The following is a 23908-nucleotide window of genomic DNA, read 5'->3' on the forward strand; positions in this document are numbered from 1 at the left end:
GTCTTGCCTGAAGTCGCCGGGAGCCGCAGGCAGGCGCCTAGGGTAAGGCCCATGACTGGGGCTAAGTCGTAACAAGGTAGCTGTACCGGAAGGTGCGGCTGGATCACCTCCTTTCTAAGGAGTACGCGCCGTAAAGGCGCACTCAAAAGCTACCCAACCTGCGCTTTTCGGGTTTCCACCCACCCCTGCATGGGGTGGGTTTTCCTTTTTTGCCTCCTGCAGGCGTCCCGGACTTGGTACCAGCGCGCTAGCCCTATGGTGCCCGCGCCCTTGGGGATGAGCGGCTTCCCGGTTCAGAATCTCTGGGCGGGAATCAGGTGAGCGGGGCTTTCCCTGGTTCCCTGGATGTGGGGGCCAGCCTTCCCCTGCTCGCCCTGGCCGGCGTGCAGGCCTGCTGGCTGGGCTAGACCCCTTCCACCTCTTCCCTGCCCTCGCCGACCCCCGAAGGGGCCCCGCTGAGCTTTCCGGCTCCTGGTCCCAATGGCCTTTTGGTCCGCACCGAGCTGGCATAGGATGCAGCTATGCTGCTTTTGGGAAAGGTCACCACGTTGAGCGAGTTTGGAGAGGCCGAGGCGGTTTTCGTACAAAATGGCCGGATTGCCGACCTAGGGAGCCGGGAAGAGCTCGGCGCCCGGTACCCAGGTGCCCCCCGGTACACTTTCGAGGCGATCACCCCAGGGCTGCACGAGGCCCATGCCCACCCCCAGCTCTGGGGACAGCAGCTCGAGAGCCTTGACCTGCAAGGCCTCACCGAGCCAGAAGCGGTGGCCCAAAAGGTAGCCGAGAGGGCCCGCCAGCTACCCCCGGGCCGCTGGATACGGGGGGCAGGCTACCTGTTCCGGGCATACCCCACCCGCCGTCTGCTGGACGAGGCAGCCCCCCATCACCCGGTCTACCTTCAAAGCCGCGACCTGCACTCGGCCTGGGTCAACAGCCTGGCCCTGTCCCTGGCTGGGATTGGAGCAGAAACCCCCGACCCTCCCGGAGGAGCCCTGCTCCGCGACGAGCACGGTGCGCCCACCGGCTACCTCCTGGAAAACGCCCAGGCCTTGGTGGGCCGGTTGCTGCCCGCACCAGGGAAGGCCGAGCTGAAGCGGGGCCTTGAGGACCTGGCGCGGCGGGGCTACACCGCGGTGCACCACATGGGTTGGTGCCGTTTTGAGCTAGCCCTAGCCCTAGCCGACGAGCTCCCCGTGCGGCTCTGGTGGGCTCTGGACCGCGACCAGTGGCTCGAGGCCCCTGCCGGCTGGCACGGGGACAGGCTGGAGTTTGCGGCGGTCAAGTTTTTCGCCGACGGAGCCCTGGGCAGCCGCACAGCTTGGATGCTCGAGCCCTACCCAGACGGCTCCACAGGAATGATGCTAGAGGCGCCCGAGCAGATCGAGCAGGAGGGCCGGAGGGTCCTGGAGGCCGGGCTTGGCCTGACGGTTCACGCAATCGGGACCCGGGCGGTGCGGGAGGTGCTGGAGGTCTTTCACCGCCTAAAGCCTTGGGCGCGGCGCCCTTTCCGCATGGAGCACGTTCAGCACGTGCGGGACGCGGAACTACCACGCTTCACTGGCCTGCCCCTAGCCCTCTCCCTCCAACCCATGCACCTCCTAGACGACGCTGAGCTGGTGCGGCGGCACCAACCAGGGCGGGAGGCCGAGGCCTTCCGCCTGCGCGACCTGTGGAACACCGGGTTGCCGGTAGCCTTCGGCTCGGATGCCCCGGTGATGCCGCCAATTTTCGAGCTCAACCTACGGGCCGCCACCCAGCACCCTCTGAACCCCAGGCAAAACCTGAGCCCACAGCAGGTGCTCTGGGCCCACACCCGAGGGGCGGCCCTGGCCGCGGGCTGGCTCGAGCACGGCCATATCCGCCCCGGGGCCCCCGCCGACCTCACCCTGTGGGAGGGCGGACGGCCGATTGGCCGGGTTTTCGCCGGGCGGCTCGAGGTGGGCTGACCCGGCCCCCGGGGGTGGGGTTGAGGGCTATAGTTTAGCTATGCCCAATGCCATAGACCGCTTCCTGGAGCAAAACCTCGAGGTCTACCTGCAGGAAACCATCCAGCTTTGTGCCCAGCCCAGCGTCTCGGCCACCGGGGAGGGGGTGCGGGAATGCGCCGAGCTGGTGGAGCAAATCCTGCGCAAACACGGCTTTGAGACCCAGAAGTTTGAGGGCTACGGCAATCCAGTGGTGGTGGGCCGGGCCAAGGGCCGCTCCGAGCGCACCCTGCTCTTCTACAACCACTACGATGTGCAGCCCCCCGAGCCCCTGGAGCTTTGGGACTCGCCCCCCTTCGAGCCACAAATCCGCGAGGGCAAGCTCTACGCTCGCGGAGCCAAGGACGACAAGGGGGAGTTCATGGCTCGCCTCGCCGCGGTGGACGCGGTGCGGGCTGCCCACGGGGGGGAGTTGCCCTGTGGGGTGCTCTTCGTGGTAGAGGGCAACGAAGAGGTGGGCAGCCCCGGCATTGCCCGGTTCGTGCAGGACCACCTCGAGCTGCTCCGTTGCGATGGGGCCATCTGGGAAGAGGGGGGTGTTGACTTCGAAGGGCGACCCGGCACCTCGCTGGGGCGGCGGGGAATTCTGGCCGTGGAGCTCGAGGTCCAAACCCTCTCCCGCGACGCCCACTCCGGCAACGCCCACATCCTGCCCAGCGCCGCTTGGCGTATGGTGCGGGCCCTGGCCTCCCTCAAAGACGAGAACGAGCGCATCCTGATTCCCGGCTTCTACGACCATGTGCGCCCCGTTTCGGAGGGAGACCTCGAGCTGCTGCGCCGGCTACCTGACCTCGAGCCCCACCTGCGCGAGACCTTTGGGGTGCGGGGCTTTGTGAACAACCTGAGCGGCTTCGAGTTGCGCAGGGCCGTCTTCAACCCCACCTGCAACATCCAGGGCATCACCACCGGCTACCAGGGGCCCGGCAACAAGACCGTTATCCCGGCCAGAGCCTCGGCCAAGCTGGACTTCCGGCTGGTGCCGGACCAAGACCCCACCGACATCCTGCAGAAACTGCGGGCCCATCTAGACGCCGAGGGCTTCACCGATGTCCGCATCACCCACGCCGACCACATGTTCCCGGCCCGCTCCGACCCCAAGCACCCCCTGGTGCAGCTCGCGGCCCGGACGGGCGAGGAGGTCTACGGAAAGCCCTACCAGCTCATCCCCCTCACCGGCGGCAGCTCGCCCGTGTATGCCTTTTCCAGGCCCTTGGGCATCCCGGTAATTGACGCGGGGGTGGGCTTCGGCATCACCAACCGCACCCATGCCCCCAACGAGAACATCCGCCTCCAGGACTTCCACAACGCCGCACGGCACATCGCCCGCATTCTGGACGGATTTGCAGCTCTCTAAGACGCGGGAAGCCCCGCTTCCCGGTCGGCTCGGCACCCGAGTGGAAGCACCGGCAGACGCTTGGCCGGTAGGAGGCTCGAGGCCATTGGCAAGGGACAAACCCTGTGCTACCCTCTAGTCCGGCCCTATGGACTACCGCAGGGTGCTGGAGCGGCTTTCCTTCCTGCCCGACCTCCATCTGGTGGGGGGTGCGGTCCGGGATATCCTCCTGGGGCTGGAGCCCGAAGACCTGGACTTCGCCACCTCGGCCCCACCCGAGGAGGTCATTCAGCTTGCCCAGCAGCACGGCCTGGGGGTAGCGCCGACAGGTATTGAGCACGGCACAGTCGCGATCCTAATCGATCACCACCCCTACGAGGTCACCACATTCCGGCGCGACGTGGAGACCTACGGGCGAAAGGCCAAAGTGACCTGGGGTCAGAGCATAGAGGAGGACCTGGCCCGCCGCGACTTCACCATAGGGGCCATCGCCATGGACGCGCAGGGACGGGTTATTGACCCCTATGGTGGCAGACGGGACATGGAGATGGGGGTGATCCGGGCAGTGGGCAACCCCCTCGAGCGCTTCCGGGAGGACTACCTGCGGGTGATTCGGGCGGGGCGGTTCGCCGCGCGCTACGGCTTCCAGATAGAGGGAGAAACCCTGAAGGCCGCCCGCGAGGCCGCACCGGAGGTGCTCGCCCATGTGGCCGTGGAGCGGGTCACCGCAGAGTTTAACAAGGCCTTCGCCGCACCGCCACCTGCCCAGCCCAGCCGCTTCCTCCGCTACCTCTACGAGCTGGGAATCCTCCAGCGGCTCATCCCGGAGTTTGAGGACAACCACCTCCTCCTGCAAAACCCTCACTGGCATCCAGAAGGCGACGTGCTCACCCATGTGCTGCAGGTGGTGGACCGCGCCCCTCCGCCCTACCGGTGGCACGCCCTCCTGCACGACATCGGCAAGCGGGACACCGCCCGTTGGAGGCCGGAGGGTTGGTACAGCTTTCCCGGCCACGAGCGGGTGGGCGCGGCCCTCATCCCCCGCATTGCCCGCGACCTCCGCCTGCCTAACCAGCTGCGCGATGAGCTGGTGGTCACCACCGGCTTGCACATGGTCCCGGTTCTGACCAAGCCCACCCCCGCTGCCATCCGACGCTTCCAGGCCCAGGCCGGACCCTACCTGCAGGCCCTCAAGGCCCTGTTCGAGGCCGACGGGGCCGGGCGCAGGCCCAAGGAGGCCTGGGCCTTCTTCGAGCCTCAGCCGGTACCGGTCCAGCCCGTCCTGATGGGGCGGCACCTCATTGAACGGGGCCACCGCCCTGGAAAGGAGTTTGGGTCCATCCTGAAGGCCGCCTATGAGCATCAGCTCGAGACTGGGGAAACCGATGTGGAAAAGCTCTACCGGGCCGCCTTGGCGCGGTGCTCGCAAGGGTAGGCCACAAGCCCATGGCCGCAAAGCGCTCCCCGAGCTATGCTCGAGGTATGTCCATACCCGTGGTCTTCCTACACGCCTTCCCCTACGGCCCAACCATGTGGGAGCCCCAGCTCGAGGCGGTTCGGGGCCACCCCGTCCTGCTGCCGGACATCCTGGGCTTTGAGAGCCTGGAACGGGCCGCAGCCCACGTGCTGGTGGAGATGGACCAGCGGGGCTGGCAGAAGGCGGTCTTCGTGGGCCTTTCAATGGGGGGGTACGTGATCTTCAGGCTCTGGAACCTGGAGCCGGAGCGATTTTCGGGCATGGTGCTGGCCGATACCCGGGCCACCCCAGATACCCCCGAGGGACAGCGGCTGCGGCTAGAACAGGCCGAGCGGGTGCGAAAGGAGGGGATGTCCTTCTTCCCCGAAGCCACCCTCAAGAGCCACCTAGGCCCCACCAGCCACGCCCAGCGGCCTGAGGTGGTGGCATGGGCACGCCAAGCCCAGCTCCAGGCCGAGCCCCTTCGCGTGGCCAAAAGCCTGGAGGCGCTGGCCCAACGCCCCGACTCCACCCCCCTGCTCCCCAGCATCTCGGTACCGACCCTGGTGCTGGTGGGGGAGGAGGATACCCTAACCCCTCCCGGTGAGGCCCGGAACATGGCCGCACGGATTCCGGACAGCCGGATGCTCATCCTGCCCGAGGCCGGGCACCTGTCCAGCCGGGAGAACCCCAAGGCCTTCAACACCGCCCTGCGCGGCTTTCTGCGCGAGCTTCAGGTGTAGGGGCCGGTCTGGCTAAGCCGGAGGGACAAGCAGTCCTCCAGAGCCAGGGGGGACTGGGTCTGCAACCGCTCCCGCAGGGCCTCCTGGGGCCATATCCGGCCCAGCACGCGGCCGAGCTGGGCCCGGTAAGGGGTGGGCAGCCCGGCGCTGCTCTGCAGCTTCTTCCACGCCGCCTCCTCCTGACCCAGGCCCAGGAGGGCCTGGGTCTCCAGCCCCAGCTTCCAGGCCTGCACCCCGGGGTCCTGCAGCTCCCCGATCTGGACCACCTGGGCCAACGCCTCGGCCCACTTCTCCTGCCTGGCCAGGGTCTCGGCGTAGCCCAGCCGGGCCTGAGCCTGGAAGTAGGGATCGTTTTGCTTCAGATAGCCCTGCATCATCTGCTCGGCCTGGTCGGCGGGGAGCAACAAGGAGAGCTTCAGGGCCACGTCTATCGCCAAGGCGACGTAGCGGTCACCGGGGAGTTGCTTGGTGGAAAGCTCGCGCTCGAGCTCCCGCAGAATGCGCAGGGCATCAGGGGCCTGCTGTCCGCCCACATAGGGCGGCAGGTAGGGCAGCCCACAGGCCCGCACCCAGTAGGCCACCGCAATGCGGTAGAGGGTGCGGCGGTGCCGGTAATGGGCCTCTTCTGGACGCTCCTTCACCTCGCGCAGGTAGCGCTCGGCCTGGGCCAGGAGCTCGAGGGCCTCCAGGGGCCGGCCCCGGGCCAGCTCGAGCACGCTGGCCTCGCTCATGGCTCGAGCCCGGATAAACTCGTCGGTGGCCTCCTGGATGGACTGGTAGAGGCACCGCTCCGCCTCAGCAAAGTTGCCGATGCGCCTCAGCACGCTGCCGAAGCGGGCCCGTACCCGGGCCACCTCCTCGGGCGGGGCCCCAGAAGACTCCAAGGCGGCCAGTCCCTGGCGCATATGGGCCTCAGCCTCGTAGACCCGCCCGATCCGCAGGAGCAGGTCCCCCGACTGGTAGCGGGCCCGACCCACCAGAAGGGGGTCGTGGCTGACCTGGCGTAGCGCGCTCAAGGCCTCCTCAAAGCGGCCCGCGTCCTTGGCCACCAGCCCCTGCCAGAGCCGCACCCGGTCAGCCAGGAAGGGGGGAATAGGCAGGGCCAGGGCCTGTTGCACATAGGCCTCGGCCTGAGCGTAGTCGCCCTGCCAACGTTCCACGGCGGCCCAGACCAAAAGCCCCTCAGCCCCAATCTCGCCCGAGAGCGCCTCCGGAGGGGGCAAAAGCTCCAGGGCTGCGGTGAAGTTCCCCGCGTCCACCCGGGCCTCAGCGGCCTTGACCCTGGCCCAGGCCTGGATGCTGGAGTCGGCCGAGCGGAAGAGAACCTCCAGGGCCTCCAGGGCCTCAGGGTGGGCGTACTGGCCCAGCACCGCCCGGTAGCGCACCACCGCCATAGCCAGCCGCTCCCGCTCGGCAGAGGGCCAGCCCTTGGACTCAGACCAGAGGTTGGGCAGAAGGGCCAGGCGGCTTGGGTCTTCGGAAAGAAGCTCCAGCAGCCGATCCAAGCGACCAGCCCCCCAGGCGTGGTGGAGCTGGCGGAAGAGGTCGTTCTTGAAGTAGTCCAGGGCCAGAAGGTGAAGCTTGCGGGCCTCCCGCTCAGGCACGCTGGGCAGGAGGGTCCGCAGGGCAGGCCGGACCTTGCCCTCGCCCAAGGGGGCCAAAAGGGCCCGTTCAGCCTGGGAAAGGTGCTCCAGTCCTTTACCTAAAGCCTTCTCCAGAAGGGGTACGGGAATCCCCGGGTCAGCCTCCGGCGAGAGCACCGCCAGCGCGTGCAGGATGGGCCTCAGAGCGGTGTCCTGGGCCAGGTTGGGCGCGCTGCCCTGGGTCTGAGCTGCCTCCAGCAGCACCAGCCGGGAAAGCTCGGCGAAGTTGCGCCCAGCCTGGTTGACCAGCGCCTCCACCCGCTCAGGGGGCAGGTCGGGCAGCCGGTCTTTCACGTAGCGGCGGGCCTCGGCCCGGCTAGGGGCCGAAAGGGGGTGCCAGGCCAAGTTGGGCGGAGGCTCGGAGAGCCCAGCCAAGAAGGGAATGGTAAGCCGGCGGAGCAGCGGCTCGATCCAGGCCGAGAGACCCACCGGGTTGCCCTGGGCATCGCGCAGGCTCAGACCGCCAAGCTGCCCTTCCCTCTCAGCCCGAAGCAGAAGGGGCCTTCCGCAGGCGTTGAGGGCCCGGGCCAGCTCGTTTCTGAGCTCGTCCTGCAAAGCAGCCTGCAGGGCGTAGGGCTGGGTGGGGGAAAGCTGGGAGAGGATGCCCTCCAGTTCCACCCCCAACCGCTCAGCCAGAGGGTGCAGGTGGGGGGCCAGCTCCCCTCCCAGGTTCACCATCAGGCAGTCAGGCACCGCCCGCTGGACCGCTGAGAGCAGCACCCCCTTGCCAGTGGCCGGCCCCCCCACCACCACCATCTGCGGCTTATCGCCCTGCTCTAGGGCCCGCAAAAAGCGGCGGAAAAGCCTGCGCTTGTCCCGCCCGAGGGCCCGCCGGGCCGACTCCAGGGCCAGCTCTGAGGGAAGGGGCGGTGGCTCCAGCCCCACCTCGGTGTACAAATCGCAGAGAACCTCAAACAGCCTCAGCTTCTCCTCTGGGCTTCCCAGGTCCTTGTACAGGATGTTGCGCACCGTTCCAGCCCGCCCACCCCGCTCGGCCACCGCAGCCTCGAGCCAGCGCAAGCTCCCCTTCTTTCCTCGGTGGTCGCGCCCGGTAAGGTGGGGGCGCAGGGTCTCCAGGTGGGCCTGCCAGAGTGTACTCACCTCTCCCACAATAAATACACCCTACTGCGGTGTAGTGTAGCAAGCAACACCCTACTGGACCAGCTCCACCTCGAGGTTCTTGTTCTCCGGTATCCGGATGGGGGCGCTCAGGCTCTGGTAGCCAGGGGCCTCAACCCGCAGGGTGTACTCCCCCGCCTCGAGCAGAAAGCTGGAGCGCTCGAGCCGGCTACTGGCCACCTCCTCTTCGCCCCGAAAAACGCGAACCGTAGGGTTGGGCGCATTCACGCGAACGCTCAGAAGACAGGGGCAGACCGGCTCCACCTCGCGCACAGCGCCCGAGGTAGGGGCCTCGGGTGCCGGGGGGACTGGCTCAGGCGAGGGGAAGGCTGGCGCAGTGGGCTCGGGCGTCGGCACCGCAGGCGGGGCGGCCTGGGGCTCTTCCGAAGGATTGGGAATGGTCCCCGAGGCGAGCAGGTTGGGGCTGCCGCTGTTCAGAAGCACAACGCTGCCAAAGCCCGCCAGCCCCAGCAGAACGGCCAGGGCCGCCGCCCAGCCCGCCAGGCGGCTCCTGAGGTTTAGCAGGGCCCAAACCAGAAGCAAAACCCCCAGCACCCCCAGTACCCAGAAAACCAGGTGGCCGTATTGCTGGTGCAACCAGGCCCCTCCCAGGCCAAAAAGACCCACCAGAAGGCCAAATCCCATCCAGGCCAGCCCACCCCTGGACAGGCGGGTAAGGCCAAAGAGCACGAACAATACCCCTAAAACACCCAAAATCCATAGGAACAGCGCGCTCATCCCCACTCCTTTCGCAAAAACCACGCACCAGATACTCTAGCATCCCTCGATGAGATGGACTTCGCCAAACAATAAGGAAGGACCCCGGACTCCGGGGCGGCGGTTCCTGCCAAACCTTCAGGCCTGGGGCGTGATCATCGGCGTTTTTTCGTCGGTAGTCTGAAGGTGGGCCCGCTCGATGAGTTCCCTCTCCCAGCCCAGATAGTACTGCTTGACAACCTCAGAGGCGGTATCTTCGGTCAGGTACTTGACGTTAGAGTACAGGGGGGCCTTGTAGTCCTTCACCCTACCGCTCCGCAGCGCCTCAATCACCTGCCGGATGCCCTGCTCCACCGTCCACTGGGGTTCAAAGCCCAGCACGTTGCGAATCTTGGAGAAGTCCACCCGGTAGTTGCGCCGGTCCCCATCCCGACCGGAGTCAATCAGCTCAGCATCCGGCACCAGCTTCTTAACCAGCTCCCCCACCATGCCCAGCGTCATGTTGCCCTCATTGCTGCCCACGTTGAAGGTCTGGTTGTGCACCAGCTCCTTGGGGGCCTCCACGGCCAGGAGAACCGCCCGGGCAGCGTCGTCCACATGGACGAAGGGCCGCCACTGGTCCCCTCCGAATACGGTGATCTTCTTCTCCACCACTGCCTTGGCGGTAAGCAGGTTGACCACCAGGTCAAACCGGGTGCGGCCCGAAAGGCCGTAGATGGTGCCAAAGCGCAGGATCACCACTGAGAAATCATCGCTTTGCAACTTGTGCAAAACCTGTTCGGAGGCAATCTTGCTTCGGGCGTAAAGGGAAACCGGGTTCAGGCTGCTGCGCTCGTTGAGGACCATGTCGCTGGCCCCGTAGACCGAGCAGGTACTGGCGAAGATAAAGCGGCGCACCCCCATCCCCTTGGCTATCTCGGCGATGGTGCGGGTAGCCACCAGGTTGATCTCGATGGTGAGGTTTTCGTCCAGAGCGCAGGCCGGGTCGCCCACCAGACCGCCCAGGTGGACCACCGTATCCACCCCCCGCATGGCCTGCACCACCTTGTCGACCTGGCGGAAGTCAGCCTGGATAATCTCCAGGTTGGGGTGGTGCAGCACGTCGGCGATGGGCTCCTTGCCAAACATCAGCAGGTCCAGCAAGCGCACCTGGTAGCCGCGCTCGAGCAGGCGCGGCAGGAGGGCCGATCCGATGTAGCCCGCCCCCCCTATGACCAGGATGGTGCGGTCGTTGCCGCTAGGGGAAGGAGCGGGGTTGCCCTTACCCTCGGAGCGGGCCTTGCGCTGGAGCTCCAGGAGGTACCAGTAGTGCACCCAGGCCCGGGCACCAAGGACAAGCCCCAGGGTGAAGAGGAGGCTCAGCAAGACCACCGCGCTGGGGGGGTCGGCAATGAAGGGCAACATGAACACCGTAAAGCCGTAGAGGAGGTAGGTCAAAACCACAGCCTGGGCCACCACCAGCATCTTGTAGCGGCCCCGGTAGGCCCGGCTGCGGGTGTAGAAGCCGCTGGCCGCAAAGACCACGAAGCTTAGCGGCATCAGCAAGGCAAGGCCCTGCAGAAACGCCGGAAGGTACTGCCCGAGTATGCCCGGGCCAGCCCCAGAACCGTAGGCCAGCAGGAGGTACAGGCCCGCGGCCGCAGCAAAGCTAAGGGCCACCATCACCTGATCGGCCAAGACCCGCAGAACTACATCCGCACTGAAGCGCAATCCCTTGAGGTTCTGCAACATCGCTCCTCCTCAGCGCGTGGCCTCCTCCATAACCCTCTCCACCGCGTCCGCAACAGCCCGCATGTGCTCCAGGCCCAGCGTAGGGTGCACCAGGAACATCAGCGCGGTCTCCCCCAGTTCCTTGGCCACCGGCAACCGCTCGGCGGGCTGCCATCCCCGTCGGGTGAAGGCTTTCTCTAGGTAGACCTCGCTGCAACTACCCGTGCTGCAGGGTATTCCCGCCTCTGAAACGGCTAGCATAATCCGGTCGCGGTTCCAACCCGGCTTGAGCATCTCCGGGCGCACATAGACGTAGTACTTGTAGTAGGCGTGGTACAAGTCGGCTGGCACCTCGGGAACCCGCAGGGCAGGAATCTGACGGAAGCGCTCGCTCAGGTAGTGTGCGTTTTCCCGGCGCTTTTCCACCCAGGCGTCCAGCTTGCGCAGGGCAACCCGCCCTATGGCTGCTTGTACCTCGAGCATCCTCCAGTTGGTGCCAAAGTCCTCGTGCAGCCAGCGATAGCCCGGGGGGTGCTGGCGGCGGTAGACCGCGTCGTAGCTTTTGCCGTGGTCCTTGAAGCTCCAAGCCCGCTCCCACAGCGCATCGTCGTTCAAGGTGAGCATGCCCCCCTCGCCGCCGGTGGTCAGGATCTTGTCCTGGCAGAAGCTCCAGGCCCCAGCGTGACCGATGGAGCCCACGCTTCGGCCCTTGTAGCGGGCTCCGTGGGCCTGGGCGCAGTCCTCTATCACCCAGAGGTTGTACCTTCGCGCCAGGGCCATAATGCCGTCCATATCCGCAGGCCATCCCGCCAGGTGCACCACGACGATGGCTTTGGTGCGGGGGGTGATGACCTTCTCAATGCTCTCTGGGGTAATCAGACCGCTGTTGCGGTCGACATCGGCGAAGACCGGCCGCGCCCCTCGCATCACCGCCGCGCTGGCCGAGGCGATGAAGGTGCGGGGGGTGGTGATCACCTCGTCTCCCTCCCCTATCCCCATGGCGTAGAGGGCCAGCTCGAGGGCAACCGTGCCGTTGTGCAGGGCAACGGCGTGCTTGGTACCCACGTACTGGGCGAACTCCCGCTCAAACAGGCGGCCTTCTTCTCCAGTCCAGTAGTTCACCTTGCCCGACCGGAGAACCCTTACCGCCGCTTCAATCTCATCCGCCTCGAAATGGGGCCAAGGGGCAAAGGGTGGGGCGCTGGAAAGGTTGCTGACCATGGGAAGCTCCTCACGGGGGGAACGCCCCCATCTGGGATACGAGACCCAGGGTAGGGCAGTGGGCGTTATGGGCGCGTTATTCGCCCAAAGATGCGGCACATACATGCATTGTTGCGCTCGTTACAGCCCCTAGCAAGGGTTCTTGGCCGGGCAACACAGCGGTAACGTGGTCGATAACGTCGGCCCCGGCAAGGCTGCTCACCTTCGTGTATTTTGTTGCCATGCAGACCTTCAGAGCCTTGGTGGTGGAATCGGGCGACCCCCAAAGCGCGCGCATCCGGCAGGCCAGGCTGGACGAGTTGCCGCCAGGGGATGTGCTGGTGCGGGTGGCCTACAGCAGCCTCAACTACAAGGACGGACTGGCCATCACGGGAGCAGGCAAGGTGATCCGCAGCTTCCCCATGGTGCCAGGCATCGACCTGGCCGGGGTGGTGCTGGAGTCGGATGCGCCCGACTTCAAGCCAGGGGACCCGGTGCTGCTTACCGGCTATGGCATCGGCGAGCGGCACTGGGGTGGAATGGCCGAGCTGGCCCGGGTGCGCTCGGAGTGGCTGGTGCCCCTACCCCAGGGGCTCACGCTCAAAGAGGCGATGGGGATTGGGACCGCGGGGTTTACCGCCATGCTGGCAGTAATGGCCCTCGAGGCCCACGGGGTCGACAAATCCCGGGAGCTGCTGGTTACCGGAGCGGCCGGCGGGGTGGGCAGCCTGGCGGTGGCCCTTCTGGCCCAGCTGGGCTACCGGGTGGTGGCCTCCACGGGCCGCCTGGGCGAGGAGGGCTACCTGCGGTCGCTGGGGGCCGGGGAGGTCATTGAACGGAGCCTGCTCAGTGCGCCTGCCCGGCCCCTGGAGTCCGAACGGTTCGCCGGTGCGGTGGACACGGTGGGGGGTGCGGTGCTGGCAGGCGTTCTACCCCGGGTGGCCTATGGGGGCAGCGTGGCCGCCTGCGGCAACGCCGGGGGGGCGAGGCTCGAGACCACCATCTTCCCCTTCATCCTGCGGGGGGTCAACCTGCTTGGGATAGACTCGGTGATGTGCCCCAGGGAGAAACGCCTTCTAGCCTGGCAACGGCTGGCTCAGGAGCTGCCCAAGCCCCTCTTGGGGGCTATGGTGCAAACCGTGGAGCTGGAAGAGGTACCCGCCCTGGCCCAGGCCATCCTGCAGGGCCAGGTACGGGGGCGGGTGGTGGTGCAGCTTTCAACCTAGGCGGCTACGGGTCGCGCAGGTGTTCCAGCACAGCTTCCACCACCTCTTCCAGCCCAATTCCGCTGGTGTCCAGAACCACCGCGTCGGGGGCAGGGACGCTTTGCTTCTGGTCGGCGGCGTCACGCCTCAGGATATCTCCCAGAACGGTCGCAAAATCCGCCTCCCGCTCGGAAACCCGGCGGCGGGCCCGCACCTCGGGGCGCGCGGTCAGGTAGAACTTGTGGCGGGCCTGGGGGAAGACGACGCTGCCCATGTCCCGCCCGTCCACCACAAAGGGTGGAGCAATCCGCCGCAACACCTGGTTGACGTAGGCCCGCACACCGGGGCGCTGGGCCACCGCCGAAACCTGGCGGTCCACCTCCAGGCTGTGTAGGGCTGCGCTGACCTCCTCCCCATCCAAGTAGATTCGGTTCTCCTGAGGGGTAGGCCTGAGCTCAAGGCGGTGCTGCTCTAGATGCCCCTCAATCTCCTCTGGAGAAGCACCTTTTCGCAAACCCAGAAGGGCCACCGCGCGGTACAGCAGGCCGCTGGAAACATAGGGAATACCAAGGCGCTCCGCCACCCGCCGGGCTACGCTGGTCTTGCCCGAGGCAGAGGGGCCGTCTATGGTGATGATAAACGGAGCCCTAGCATCCATCGCGAGGAGCTTCACCGCGAAGCCGGCTTAGGTCTTCCCAAAAGCTCGGGAAGGAGATGCTGGCCCACTGAGCCTCCCGGACCACCACCCCCTTGGGCAAACCGCAGACCGCAAAGGCCATGGCAATGCGGTGGTCGTGGAAGGGTTCCACCACACCCTCCGAGCGCACCCCACCCCCGCGAATCCGCAGCCAGTCTGGCCCCGCCTCCACCCCTACCCCCAGGTGCTCTAGGTTCTTAGCGATAGCGGTGAGCCGGTCGGACTCCTTAACCCGCAGCTCGGAAAGGTTGGGGATGTAGGTCTCTCCCTCAGCCCAGGCCGCAGCTGCGGCCAGAACAGGCACCTCGTCCACCATCAGGGGAATGAGATCCGGGTCCACCGAGACCCCTTTGAGCATCGAGGAGCGGGCCCGTATGGAGCCCACAGGCTCACCCTCCTCCCCTTCGGTCACCTCCCAGGCGAGGTCGGCCCCCATCTCCCTGAGCACCGTGAGCAATCCGGTACGGGTAGGGTTCAGACCCACCCCTTCCAAGACCACCTCCGAATCGGGGGTAATCAGGGCCGCCACCAGGAAAAAAGCCGCGCTGCTGAAGTCACCGGGAACGGTGAGGTCCTTGGCAGCAAAGGGGTCAGCCCGGCGGGTGCGGACCAGGCGGCCCTCTACCTCGAGGGGCAGCCCGTAGTGCCGAAAGAGCCGCTCGGTGTGGTCGCGGGTGGGCGCCGGCTCTACCACCTCGGTATCCTCCTCGGCAAAAAGCCCTGCCAGCAAAACGGCACTTTTGACCTGGGCGCTGGCTACGGGAAGCTCGTAGTGGATTCCCCTAAGCCCCCCGCCCCGAACCGCAAGCGGGGCCAGCCGCCCGTTTTCACGCCCCTCTATCCGTGCCCCCATCTGTCGAAGGGGCGCAGTAACCCGGCCCATAGGCCGCCGCCGCAACGAGTCATCCCCGCTGAGCACTGCAAAAAACTCCTGCCCCGCCAGCAACCCAGCCAAAAGGCGCATCAGGGTCCCAGCGTTGCCGCAGTCCAGCACATCGGAGGGCTCCTGCAGGCGCAAGCCAATTCCCCGTATACGGAAATGCTCGCCCACCTCGGTAATCTCGGCCCCGAGCTGGCGCATGGCCCGGGCGGTGGAAAGGGTGTCCCCAGCCTTGAGGGGGTGGTACAGGGTGCTCTCGCCTTGGGCCAACGACCCCAGCATCAGGCCGCGGTGGGTTACCGACTTGTCACCAGGCACCCGCAGCCGGCCCCGAAGGGAGCGGGTGGGGGGAATTCGCAGCTCCATAACCAAGCGGGATTATAGCCCCTAAAAGCCCTTTCCAAAAGCATTCAGCCGGTTACCCAGCTTTCACACCTCTCTTTCAAGATTGCCAAACACCTCCGCCCTTATAGTGGAAGGTGCTATGGATTCCTCGCTAAATGGCCCTGAGCCGCGCTACCGGGAAAAGGTGCACACCGTGGCCGGCACCCTGCGGGAGCTCGAGGGGCCCATCTTCATCGTTTCTCACGTAGATCCAGACGGCGACGCCATCGGCTCGTCCTTGGGCCTCTACCGAGCCCTGAAGGCACTGGGCAAGAGGGCCTTCTGGATTGCCGACCCCCCACGCTACCTGCGCTTTTTGGCGCGAGAGGAGGAGTACAGCGACCCGGTGGAACGCTTGCCTGAAGGGGCCACCCTGGTCGTGCTGGACGCCGCCGAACCGAACCGCGTGGCCGGGGCTCCAGTGGAGGGTTTTGTCATCAACATTGACCACCATGGCACCAACCCCCGATTCGGCTACCTCTCGGTGGTGGACCCCTCCAAGGCCGCCACTGCCCAAATCGTCAAAGACCTGATTGACGCCCTGGGCGTGCAGTGGAGCCCTGAGATCGCCACGCCGGTGCTCACCGGACTCATCACCGACACAGGAAACTTCCGCTTTGCCAACACCACCCCCGAGGTGCTGCGCGCCGCGGCCGAACTGGTGGGATATGGGGTCAGGCTGGCCGAGCTCACCGACCGCTTGCAGTGGCGCCCGGCGGGCTACTTCAAGGCCCTAGGGGCGGTGCTCTCCACCGTGGAGTTCCACTTTGGCGGGCTCCTGGTCACAGCCCACCTGCCGCCGGGGCTGAGCGTGGAGGACTCCGACGACTTCGTCGGCTTTATCCGCTACGCTGAGGGCAGCCAGATCGCGGTTTTTCTAAGGGAGCGTGAAGAAGGGGTCAAGCTCAGCATCCGTAGCCGGGGCGGGGTCTCCGCCCAGGCGGTGGCGGTGCGGCTGGGCGGAGGGGGCCACGTCCCCGCCGCTGGGGCCACCCTGCGCGGGGTAAGCCTCGAGGAGGCCTACCGCAGGGCAAAGGAGGCGGTGCGGGAGGAGTTGGAGCGCACGGGATACCTCTGACCCAGGCCCTTTATTGACACCGCCCGGGCAAGCTCCTACCATGTCAGGGAACCTTGCCTTCTGGCAAGCGGTTCTTCTATCCAGAGCAGCGGAGGGAACGGCCCGATGAAGCTGCGGCAACCTGCGGGGTCCCCGCCCATTACCGGGGTAGCCTCGTGCTTGGTGCCAAATCCGTCCCCAGCGGCCGCTAGGCACAGCACAAGCCCTGGGGAAAGATGGAAGAAGGGAGTTCAGCCCTTCTCCAAAGGAGGGTGTGATGGAGTTTGCCAGTTTGGCGGTATTGAGCGGACTTCCAGAAAACGACCCCCACCGCGCTGTGGGACTCCCCATCTACGCAACCGCAGCCTACAGCTTTGAGGACCTAGAGGACGGCGCCCAGAAGTTCGCCACCAGCCAGGGGTACACCTACGCCCGGCTGCAGAACCCCACCACCGCGGCCCTTGAGGCCCGGCTGACCGCCCTGGAAGGGGCTTTGGGGGCGGTGGCGGTGGCCTCAGGGCAGGCTGCCAGCTTTGCTGCCCTGCTGGCTCTGGTGCGGGCAGGAGACGAGGTCGTGGCCAGCCCGGGGCTCTTCGGGGGCACGGTGGGGCTTCTGAACCAGGTGTTTGGGTTGATGGGGGTAAGGGTGCACTTTGTGGCCCCCGAGGTGGAGGCGGTGCAAGGGGTGCTCTCAGAAAAGACCCGCGCGGTCTTTGTGGAGGTGCTGGGGAACCCCTCGTTGGAGCTCCCCGACCTGGAGGGGCTGGCCCAACTCTGCGAGGCGCGACGGGTGGCCCTGGTGGTGGACAACACCTTTGGTGCAGCCGGCGCCCTGACCAGGCCCCTCTCTCACGGGGCCCATGTGGTTACCCACAGCCTGACCAAATGGGCTAGCGGCCATGGCTCCATCCTGGGGGGGGCGGTGCTGGCCCGCGAGACCTCTTTGTGGGAACACTACCCACAGTTCACGACACCCGACGCCCAGGGCAGGATTCCCGTAGAGCAGTTTGGCCCCCGGTGCTTCCTGGAGCGGGTGCGCCAGCTTGGGCTCTCCCTCGGGGGCATGGTCCTTTCGCCCTTCAACGCCTACCTGCTCTTTCAGGGACTGGAAACCGTGGAGCTGCGGGTGCAGCGGGCCAGCCAGAGCGCCCTCGAGGTGGCCCGCTGGCTACGGGAGCAACCCCAGGTGGCCTGGGTTCGCTACCCCGGGCTGCCCGAAGACCCAGCCTATCCCAGGGCCTGCCGCTACCTGCAGGGGGGCTTTGGCAGCATACTGACCTTTGGCCTGCGGGGCGGAATAGAGGCAGTGAGCCGTTTTATGGCTCACCTGAAACTTATCCAGGCTCCCAATGTGGGCGACGCCCGTACCCTGGCCGTGCACCCCTGGACGACCACCCACTCCCGCATCAGTGAGGAGGCCCGGCGTGCGGCAGGGGTAGGTCCTGAGATGGTCCGGCTTTCAGTGGGGCTGGAAAGCCCAAGGGATATCCAAGCCTTCCTCGCAGAGGCCCTCGCCTCGGTAAAACCGGTGGTCCATGAAGATTAGCGCCCTCTTCAGACAAAACCGGCCCCTCTTCTCCTTCGAGTTCTTCCCTCCCAAGACCCCTCAGGGCGAGGCTTCGCTGTTCCGCACCCTCCACGAACTCAAGCCGCTGAGACCCGCCTTTGTCTCCATAACCTACGGGGCTGGGGGCAGCGAGCGACGCAAGACCACCGAGTGGGCAGCCCGCATCCAGCGCGAGGTGGGCCTTACCGCCATGGCCCATCTGACCTGCGTGGGGCATACCCGAGAGGAGCTTCGAAGCATCCTGCAGGGCTATGCAGAAGCAGGTATACAGAACGTAATGGCCCTGCGGGGTGACCCGCCCAGGGGAGCGAAGGACTTCCAACCGGTGGAGGGAGGCTTCCGCTACGCCTCGGAACTGGTGGCCTTTATCCGGGAGGAGTTCGGCAACACCTTTACCCTGGCTGGAGGGGCCTATCCCGAAGGACACCCCGAAGCGGTGAGCCTCGAGGCCGACCTGCTGCACCTCAAGCGGAAGGTGGACGCGGGGCTGGACTTCCTGGTAACCCAGCTCTTCTTCAACAATGCCCTGTATTTCGGCTTCCTCGAGCGGGCCCGCCGTGTGGGGATTGAGGTGCCCATCCTACCGGGCCTAATGCCCATCACCGACCTAGCCCAGATCCGTCGCTTCATGGATATGTGCGGCGCCAGCATCCCCGGCCCTCTGCTTTCCCGCTTGGAACGGGCCCAGACACCCGAGGAGGTTCTGGAAATCGGCGTGGAACACACCACCCGCCAGGCCCAGGAGCTGCTGGAGGCAGGGGTACCGGGCCTTCACCTCTATACCCTCAACAAGTCCCCAGCCACCCGGCGGGTTATGGAGAATCTCCAGTGGGTTCTGCGCTGAGGGCCTTGAAGACCTCAAGGGTGGGGCTCGGCCTCCGGAAGGTAGGGGCGCCAAGCCTCAGGGAGGCTCGGCAAGTCGGCCACCAGCAGGAGGCTGTGGCGAGGGGCTACCGGACGACGGGCCAGACGCATCCCCGCCTCCTCGGGGGTGCGGTTCTTCTTCTTCAGGTTGCAAGCCCGGCAGGCGGCAACCAGGTTTTCCCATACGGTGCGGCCCCCACGGCTTTTGGGCAACACATGGTCCACCGTAAGGTCGCCCCCGCGCTTGCCGCAGTACTGACAGGTGTAGCCATCGCGCCGTAGGATATTGCGTCGGTTTAGAGCGAGCCGCCCCGGAGGGCGGCGAACGAGGCGCTTGAGGCGGATGATGCTGGGAATGGGATAGGGCCTGCTTGGCGTTCGCAAAAACTCCCCGCTCTCCTCGACTACCTCGGCGGTGCCGTTCATGACCAGAATAACGGCCCGTTTGACGCTGGCCAGCCCAAGCGGCTCATACCCAGCGTTGAGCACCAGAATGCGGGGGGCATCGAGGTTCACGGCTCCCAGAATACCGGAAAAACGTCATGGGATTCTAGAGCGCAGCACATTGAAGCCCTCCCAAAGCCTGCCCCAAAACCCTTTTCTCCCCGGCGGCACTGCTAAAATCGGAGGGTTATGGGTCGTTTGATTCGTGGGCTGGCCGCAGAGGGCAACCTGCGGGTTTTGGCTGCAGAGACCACCGACATCGTGGAGGAAGCCCGCTCGCGCCACGGTCTTTCTCCCACCGCTACCGCTGCCCTGGGGCGGGCGATGAGCGGGGTGCTGCTGCTGGCCTTCCTGCTCTCCAAAACCCCCAAGGAGCGCATTGGCCTCCAGTTCCTGGGCGATGGCCCCCTGGGGGGGCCGGTGGTGGAGGCCGGGCCAGACGGTTCCGTGCGGGGATACGTGAAAAACCCCTCGGCGCACCCCCCCCTGCGCCCCGATGGCAAGCTGGACGTGGGGGCGGCCATCGGCCGAGGCGAGCTAAAGGTGGACCGGCTCCTTGCCAACGAGGAACTCTACCAATCCAGCGTGGAGCTGGTCAGCGGCGAGGTGGCCGAAGATCTGGTGCGTTACCTCTGGCAATCGGAGCAGATTCCCTCCGCCCTGCTGCTGGGGGTGCGGGTGGCGCCCACCGGCGAGGTGGCAGCGGCCGGCGGGGTGGTCATACAGGTCCTACCTGGCTGCCCGGAGGAGGTGATTGACCGGCTCGAGCAAAACCTCAAAGGGCAGAACCTCACCCCTCTGCTGCTGGAGCAGGGCCTTGAGGGCGCGGTGGAAACCCTCCTGCAGGGCCTTTCCTACCAGCCCACCGACCTGCGGGCAGTGGGCTATCCCGAGGGGCACATCCCCTTGGCCTTCCGCTGTCGCTGCAGCCGGGAGCGGGCCCTGCGGGCGCTGGTCTACTTCACCTCCCAAGAGCGGGAGGAGATGATTGCCCAAGATGGCGGCGCCGAGGTGCTGTGCCACTGGTGCGGGACCAGGTACCGAATCACGCCGGAGGAAATCCGCTCGATTGATGGGGAAACCCAAGCTCAAGGGGAAGTCCCGAAAGCCTAGGCGGTCCGCCCTCCCCCAAACAGGCTAGAGGAACCGGGCCTGGGGATAGTCCTCAAGCACCCCCTTGCAGAAGGCCTCGTAATGGGCCTCCTCTACTAGGGCCACCGTGGCCCCCCCAAAACCAGCCCCGGTCAGCCGAGCCCCCACGGCCCCATGGCGCAGCTCGGCCTCCACCAGCCTATCCAGCTCGGGGGTGGAGACCTCGTAGTCGTAGCGCAGGGAGTTGTGGGAGGCCACCATCAGCTCTCCAAAGCGCTCTACCTCGCCCTCCTCAAGGGCCCTGGCCCCCTCCAGCACCCGCGCGTTCTCCGTAACCACGTGGCGAGCCCGACGGCCCAGGGGCTCGGGCAAGCTTTCCAGACGGGGCAGGTCAGCCAGGGAGAGCTCCCGCAAGGAGGAGATGCCAAGCCAAGCGCAGGCTTCCTCACACTCCCTACGGCGGGTGTTGTAGCCGGATTCGGCCAGCCGGCGAGGCACCCCGGAGTCCACCACCGCCACCCGGTAGCCCGGGGGGAGCGGGACCAGCCGGGTGCTTAGGTCGCGGGTGTCGAGCAGGAGGCCGTAGCCCAGCCGTCCTGCTGAGGAGGCCATCTGGTCCATAATGCCGCATCGCACCCCCACATACTCCACCTCAGCCTCCTGGGCCAACCGGGCTATGTCCAGATCGTCCAGGGGCAACCCGTACAGCTCCCGCAAGGCCCGCAGGGTAGCCACCTCCAGCGCAGCGGAGCTCGAAAGACCGCCCCCCATGGGCACCTGGCTCCTCACGCAGGCCCGCAACCCAGGGACCTGGTAGCCGCGGCGGCGCAACGCCCACAAGCAGCCAGCCAGGTAGTCAAGCCAGTCCCCCTGCCTGGGCTCCTCCAGGCCACGCCTTTTAAGCTCGCCAAAGTTTTCAGCGTAGACCTCCAGCCCCTCCGCAGCAGAGGCTTCCACAAAGGTCTGGTAGGGAAGCGGGGTGGGCAGGACCAGGCCCTGGTTGTAGTCGGTATGCTCGCCCAGCAGGTTGACCCGGCCCGGGGCTGAGGCCACCACGCTGGGTTCGGAGCCAAAGACATCGCGGTACATAGCCCACCCAAGTTACCTCAGGGAGGGCCAAGCCGGCGAGCTACCCCTCGTAAACCCGGGGCCGAAGCCGCCCCTCGACCCTCTCCATGGGCCAAGAGGGGTCGAAGGTCAGGTTCTCCAGGCCACCTTCCCCAAGGAGGAAGGTATCCTCAACCTTAGCCCCAGGAAGGCTTGGGTTCCAGGCCAGAGCCATCCCCACCTGAAGCCGGGTGGCCTCACCCGGGGTTGCCAGCACCTCGCGGCTGCGGTAGCCGGTAAGCCCCCCCTGGTGGTGGTTTTCGAACTCCTCGGGGCATCCCAGGTCTCGGTAGCCAGCCTGTATCTCCGCCAAAACCTCGCCCAGGCTGGCCCCAGGCCGGGAGGCTGCCAAGGCTCGAGCCTCTACCCGGCAGACTCGAGCGTTTAGGGCCTGGGCCTCTGGATGCCCAAAGCTCCGCAAGCGGGTCAGGTTGGCAATAAGCCCGTGCCGCCTGCCGCAGACCACCCCCATACACAGCCGTCCCAGCCGGGCTCCCTTGGGAATAGGGTGGCGGTGGCGAAACAGCCGCTCCTCCCCGGCCACCAGAAGGACCACAGGCTGAATGCCCCGGCTCCACAGTTCCTCGGCAATGGCCCCGGCCAGCTCGCCCTCGCTCCAGTCAGGGTCAGCGAAACGCAGGCTCTCCCCCAAAGCCTGGGCCGCATCACGCCCAAGGGCGCGGTAGCGCTCCTGCTCCTCGGGGGAGAGCACCAGGCGCAAAGGGGTCAGATCGTGTTCCTGGTCGCTTGGGCCCTCAGCCCTGGGGGGCGCGTACCAGGGGTAGAGGATCACCTCGAGCCCCCCAACCTCCTCCTCCCGCAGCCTTCTGGCCTCAATCCGGGAGGAGTGGAGCCGCACGGTCTGAGGGGTCACCTCGAGCCAGGCCGCTACCGGCCGTAGCGCCAGCACGGTGTTGTCTCCACCCCCGGTGAGCCAGGCAAAGTTCTCCGGCTGCTGAACGAAAAAACGCTCAAACCCCCGGGCGGCCATCCAGCTCCGCAGACGAGTCAAGGCAATGAGGTTCACGCCTTATGCTAGCATCCATTGCTGCAAAATCCCGAGATTCAATCCAAAAAGCCCACCAGTTCGGCGGCAGGCCCCGAGCAGGACCTCAGGGGAGCGGGAATTGGGAGGCAAAAGCCCTAACCTCGTGAGCCAGACGTTCTGGGCTCTCCCCCCTCAGCGCGCGGTCAATGAAATCCGCGATGATGGGCATGTGCTCCTCGGTCATGCCCCGGGTGGTGATGGCAGGCGTTCCGATGCGGATACCCCCACCGTGGATGATCTTCTCGGTGTCGTAGGGCAGGGTGCTCTTGGATATGGTGATGTGCACCGCATCGAGGAGCTTGGTGGCCTTGCTGCCGTTCAGCCCCTGCGGGCGCAGGTCCACCACGAAGAGGTGGTTGTCGGTGCCGCCCGAAACGATCCGGTAGCCCCGCCTTTGCAGCTCGGCAGCCAGGGTCTGGGCGTTTTTGATGATCTGCGCCGCATAGACCTTGAAGGAGGGCTGCAGGGCCTCCCAGAAGGCCACCGCCTTCCCGGCAATCACGTGCTCCAGAGGGCCTCCCTGAAGGCCCGGAAAAATGGAGCGGTCAATGAGGGCCCCAATTTCCAGGTCATTGCTCAGGATAAGCCCTGAGCGGGGCCCGCGCAGGGTCTTGTGGGTGGTGGAGGTGACCACATGGGCGTAGGGCAGGGGAGAGGGGTGCAGACCTGCCGCTACCAGCCCGGCGATGTGGGCGATGTCGGCCATCAGGTACGCCCCCACCTCGTCGGCAATCTCCCGAAAGGCCTTGAAATCCAGGATGCGGCTGTAGGCGCTGGCCCCGCAGACAATCATCTTGGGCCTGTGCTCGAGGGCCAGGGCCCGCACATCCTCCATGTGGAGCCGCTCGTCCTCAGGGCGCACCTTGTAGCCAATAAAGCGGTAGTTGAGGCCCGAGAAGTTCACCGGGGAGCCGTGGGTCAGGTGGCCCCCATGGGACAAGTCCATACCCAGCACGGTGTCGCCCGGCTTCAGCAGGGCCGTATAGACCGCGATGTTGGCGCTGGAACCGGAGTGGGGCTGCACGTTGGCCCAGGCCGCGCCAAACAGCTGCTTCGCCCGCTCAATGGCCAAGGCTTCCACCCGGTCCACCACTTCGCAGCCCCCGTACCAGCGCCTACCTGGGTACCCCTCAGCGTACTTGTTGGTGAGCACGCTACCCACCGCCTCGCGCACCTGGGCCGAGGCAAAGTTCTCCGAGGCGATAAGCTCCAGGCCGCCACGCTGCCGTTCCTCTTCCTGCCGAATAAGTTCAAAGACCAGCTCGTCGCGAGGGAGGGTTTTGGGGGAAGTCACCATTTCTAAAGTATAGCAAGGCTCAGATAAAAATCCCTTCTACGGGCGGGTGCTCACAGGGTGAACCTGCGCAGCACGGTTGCAATTTGCGCGGGCTTTTTCTCATCGCCTCGAGCTATATCGGCCGCACAAAGGGTCAAGAACTCCTGGAGGATCAGGGCGGAGGTGGACTCCATGGCCTTTCTGGTGGCCGTCATCTGGGTCAGCACCTCCTCGCAGGAACGGCCATTCTCAATCATCTTCTGCAGGCCGCGAACCTGCCCCTCTATGCGGCGCAGGCGCCTAAGTATGTTCTCCACAACTCCCTTGTCCAAGTCGGTCGTGCTCATCAGCCTAGTCTATACCAGCCCAGCCCAGGGCGAA

At 66.1% G+C, this 23908-nt stretch carries 20 protein-coding genes, 1 rRNA gene and 1 riboswitch; of the genes, 10 read left to right on the plus strand and 11 right to left on the minus strand.

What is annotated here, in order from left to right; all coding sequences use genetic code 11:
* From NZ849_RS00395 to NZ849_RS00415, 5 genes are all read left to right on the plus strand, one after another.
* Window positions 1-114, plus strand: a 16S ribosomal RNA gene (locus NZ849_RS00395); the annotation flags it as partial.
* Between the two features lie 407 nt (window positions 115-521).
* A complete protein-coding gene (locus NZ849_RS00400; RefSeq protein ID WP_295387449.1) occupies window positions 522-1946 on the plus strand; it encodes an amidohydrolase in 1425 nt (474 codons plus the stop codon).
* Window positions 1947-1986: 40 nt separating this feature from the next.
* On the plus strand, window positions 1987-3339 hold the full coding sequence (locus NZ849_RS00405) for a M20/M25/M40 family metallo-hydrolase (RefSeq protein WP_295402934.1): 1353 nt from the start codon (window positions 1987-1989) through the stop codon (window positions 3337-3339).
* Between the two features lie 127 nt (window positions 3340-3466).
* Entirely contained in the window at window positions 3467-4753 is a 1287-nt protein-coding gene (locus NZ849_RS00410; RefSeq protein WP_295387456.1) for a CCA tRNA nucleotidyltransferase, read from the plus strand.
* Between the two features lie 47 nt (window positions 4754-4800).
* Window positions 4801-5517: an alpha/beta fold hydrolase gene (locus tag NZ849_RS00415; protein ID WP_295387459.1), complete on the plus strand. Its 717-nt coding sequence runs from the start codon at window positions 4801-4803 to the stop codon at window positions 5515-5517.
* Here NZ849_RS00415 and NZ849_RS00420 read toward each other — a convergent pair.
* The 4 genes from NZ849_RS00420 to NZ849_RS00435 all read right to left on the minus strand — a co-directional run bounded on the left by NZ849_RS00420 (window position 5508) and on the right by NZ849_RS00435 (window position 11927).
* Window positions 5508-8270, minus strand: coding sequence for a tetratricopeptide repeat protein (locus NZ849_RS00420; protein WP_295387462.1), 2763 nt, complete (start codon window positions 8268-8270; stop codon window positions 5508-5510). The two genes, NZ849_RS00415 and NZ849_RS00420, sit on opposite strands and share 10 nt — an antisense overlap.
* 42 nt (window positions 8271-8312) lie before the next feature.
* The gene (locus NZ849_RS00425) at window positions 8313-9017 is read right to left on the minus strand and encodes a PEGA domain-containing protein (RefSeq protein WP_295387466.1); all 705 of its coding nucleotides are present in this window, start codon (window positions 9015-9017) and stop codon (window positions 8313-8315) included.
* A 117-nt stretch (window positions 9018-9134) separates the two neighbouring features.
* Entirely contained in the window at window positions 9135-10727 is a 1593-nt protein-coding gene (locus NZ849_RS00430) for an NAD(P)-dependent oxidoreductase (protein WP_295402936.1), read from the minus strand.
* A 9-nt stretch (window positions 10728-10736) separates the two neighbouring features.
* Complete coding sequence (locus tag NZ849_RS00435; protein WP_295387472.1) at window positions 10737-11927, minus strand: DegT/DnrJ/EryC1/StrS aminotransferase family protein; 1191 nt, start codon at window positions 11925-11927, stop codon at window positions 10737-10739.
* Between the two features lie 221 nt (window positions 11928-12148).
* On the opposite strand from NZ849_RS00435, the gene NZ849_RS00440 reads away from it, so the two are divergent.
* Window positions 12149-13132 (plus strand): MDR family oxidoreductase, encoded by a 984-nt coding sequence (locus NZ849_RS00440; RefSeq protein ID WP_295387475.1) that lies wholly within the window; start codon window positions 12149-12151, stop codon window positions 13130-13132.
* Between the two features lie 4 nt (window positions 13133-13136).
* Here NZ849_RS00440 and cmk read toward each other — a convergent pair whose 3' ends face one another.
* Together cmk and aroA are read right to left on the minus strand one after the other, a co-directional pair.
* Entirely contained in the window at window positions 13137-13769 is a 633-nt protein-coding gene (cmk, locus tag NZ849_RS00445) for a (d)CMP kinase (protein ID WP_295387478.1), read from the minus strand.
* The gene (aroA, locus tag NZ849_RS00450) at window positions 13759-15054 is read right to left on the minus strand and encodes a 3-phosphoshikimate 1-carboxyvinyltransferase (RefSeq protein ID WP_295387481.1); all 1296 of its coding nucleotides are present in this window, start codon (window positions 15052-15054) and stop codon (window positions 13759-13761) included. The genes cmk and aroA overlap by 11 nt, the downstream gene beginning before the upstream one ends.
* Window positions 15055-15172: 118 nt before the next feature.
* On the opposite strand from aroA, the gene NZ849_RS00455 reads away from it, so the two are divergent.
* The 3 genes from NZ849_RS00455 (at window position 15173) to metF (ending at window position 18540) form a co-directional block, all read left to right on the plus strand.
* Window positions 15173-16150 carry a bifunctional oligoribonuclease/PAP phosphatase NrnA gene (locus NZ849_RS00455; protein WP_295387483.1) on the plus strand — a complete coding sequence of 326 codons (978 nt, stop codon included), beginning with the start codon at window positions 15173-15175 and terminating at the stop codon, window positions 16148-16150.
* Window positions 16151-16223: 73 nt separating this feature from the next.
* Window positions 16224-16372: riboswitch (SAM riboswitch) on the plus strand.
* A gap of 34 nt (window positions 16373-16406) precedes the next feature.
* Window positions 16407-17675: an aminotransferase class I/II-fold pyridoxal phosphate-dependent enzyme gene (locus NZ849_RS00460; RefSeq protein WP_295387486.1), complete on the plus strand. Its 1269-nt coding sequence runs from the start codon at window positions 16407-16409 to the stop codon at window positions 17673-17675.
* Window positions 17665-18540 carry a methylenetetrahydrofolate reductase [NAD(P)H] gene (gene metF, locus NZ849_RS00465; RefSeq protein ID WP_295387488.1) on the plus strand — a complete coding sequence of 292 codons (876 nt, stop codon included), beginning with the start codon at window positions 17665-17667 and terminating at the stop codon, window positions 18538-18540. Before NZ849_RS00460 ends, metF begins: the two co-directional genes overlap by 11 nt.
* 14 nt (window positions 18541-18554) lie before the next feature.
* Here metF and NZ849_RS00470 read toward each other — a convergent pair whose 3' ends face one another.
* Window positions 18555-19076, minus strand: a complete 522-nt coding sequence (locus NZ849_RS00470; RefSeq protein ID WP_295387492.1) for an HNH endonuclease — start codon at window positions 19074-19076, stop codon at window positions 18555-18557.
* Between the two features lie 117 nt (window positions 19077-19193).
* Between NZ849_RS00470 and hslO the strand changes: the two genes are divergently transcribed.
* Entirely contained in the window at window positions 19194-20117 is a 924-nt protein-coding gene (hslO, locus tag NZ849_RS00475) for an Hsp33 family molecular chaperone HslO (RefSeq protein WP_295387494.1), read from the plus strand.
* A gap of 24 nt (window positions 20118-20141) precedes the next feature.
* On the opposite strand, the gene galK is transcribed toward hslO, so the two are convergent.
* From galK to NZ849_RS00495, 4 genes are all read right to left on the minus strand, one after another.
* On the minus strand, window positions 20142-21185 hold the full coding sequence (gene galK / locus NZ849_RS00480) for a galactokinase (protein ID WP_295387496.1): 1044 nt from the start codon (window positions 21183-21185) through the stop codon (window positions 20142-20144).
* 40 nt (window positions 21186-21225) lie between these two features.
* On the minus strand, window positions 21226-22230 hold the full coding sequence (locus tag NZ849_RS00485; RefSeq protein ID WP_295387498.1) for a Xaa-Pro peptidase family protein: 1005 nt from the start codon (window positions 22228-22230) through the stop codon (window positions 21226-21228).
* An 85-nt stretch (window positions 22231-22315) separates the two neighbouring features.
* Window positions 22316-23548, minus strand: a complete 1233-nt coding sequence (gene glyA / locus NZ849_RS00490) for a serine hydroxymethyltransferase (protein ID WP_295402939.1) — start codon at window positions 23546-23548, stop codon at window positions 22316-22318.
* Between the two features lie 50 nt (window positions 23549-23598).
* Window positions 23599-23874: a metal-sensitive transcriptional regulator gene (locus tag NZ849_RS00495; protein ID WP_295402941.1), complete on the minus strand. Its 276-nt coding sequence runs from the start codon at window positions 23872-23874 to the stop codon at window positions 23599-23601.
* Window positions 23875-23908 lie beyond the last annotated feature (34 nt).

Source organism: Meiothermus sp., assembly GCF_025060375.1.
Lineage (GTDB): Bacteria > Deinococcota > Deinococci > Deinococcales > Thermaceae > Meiothermus.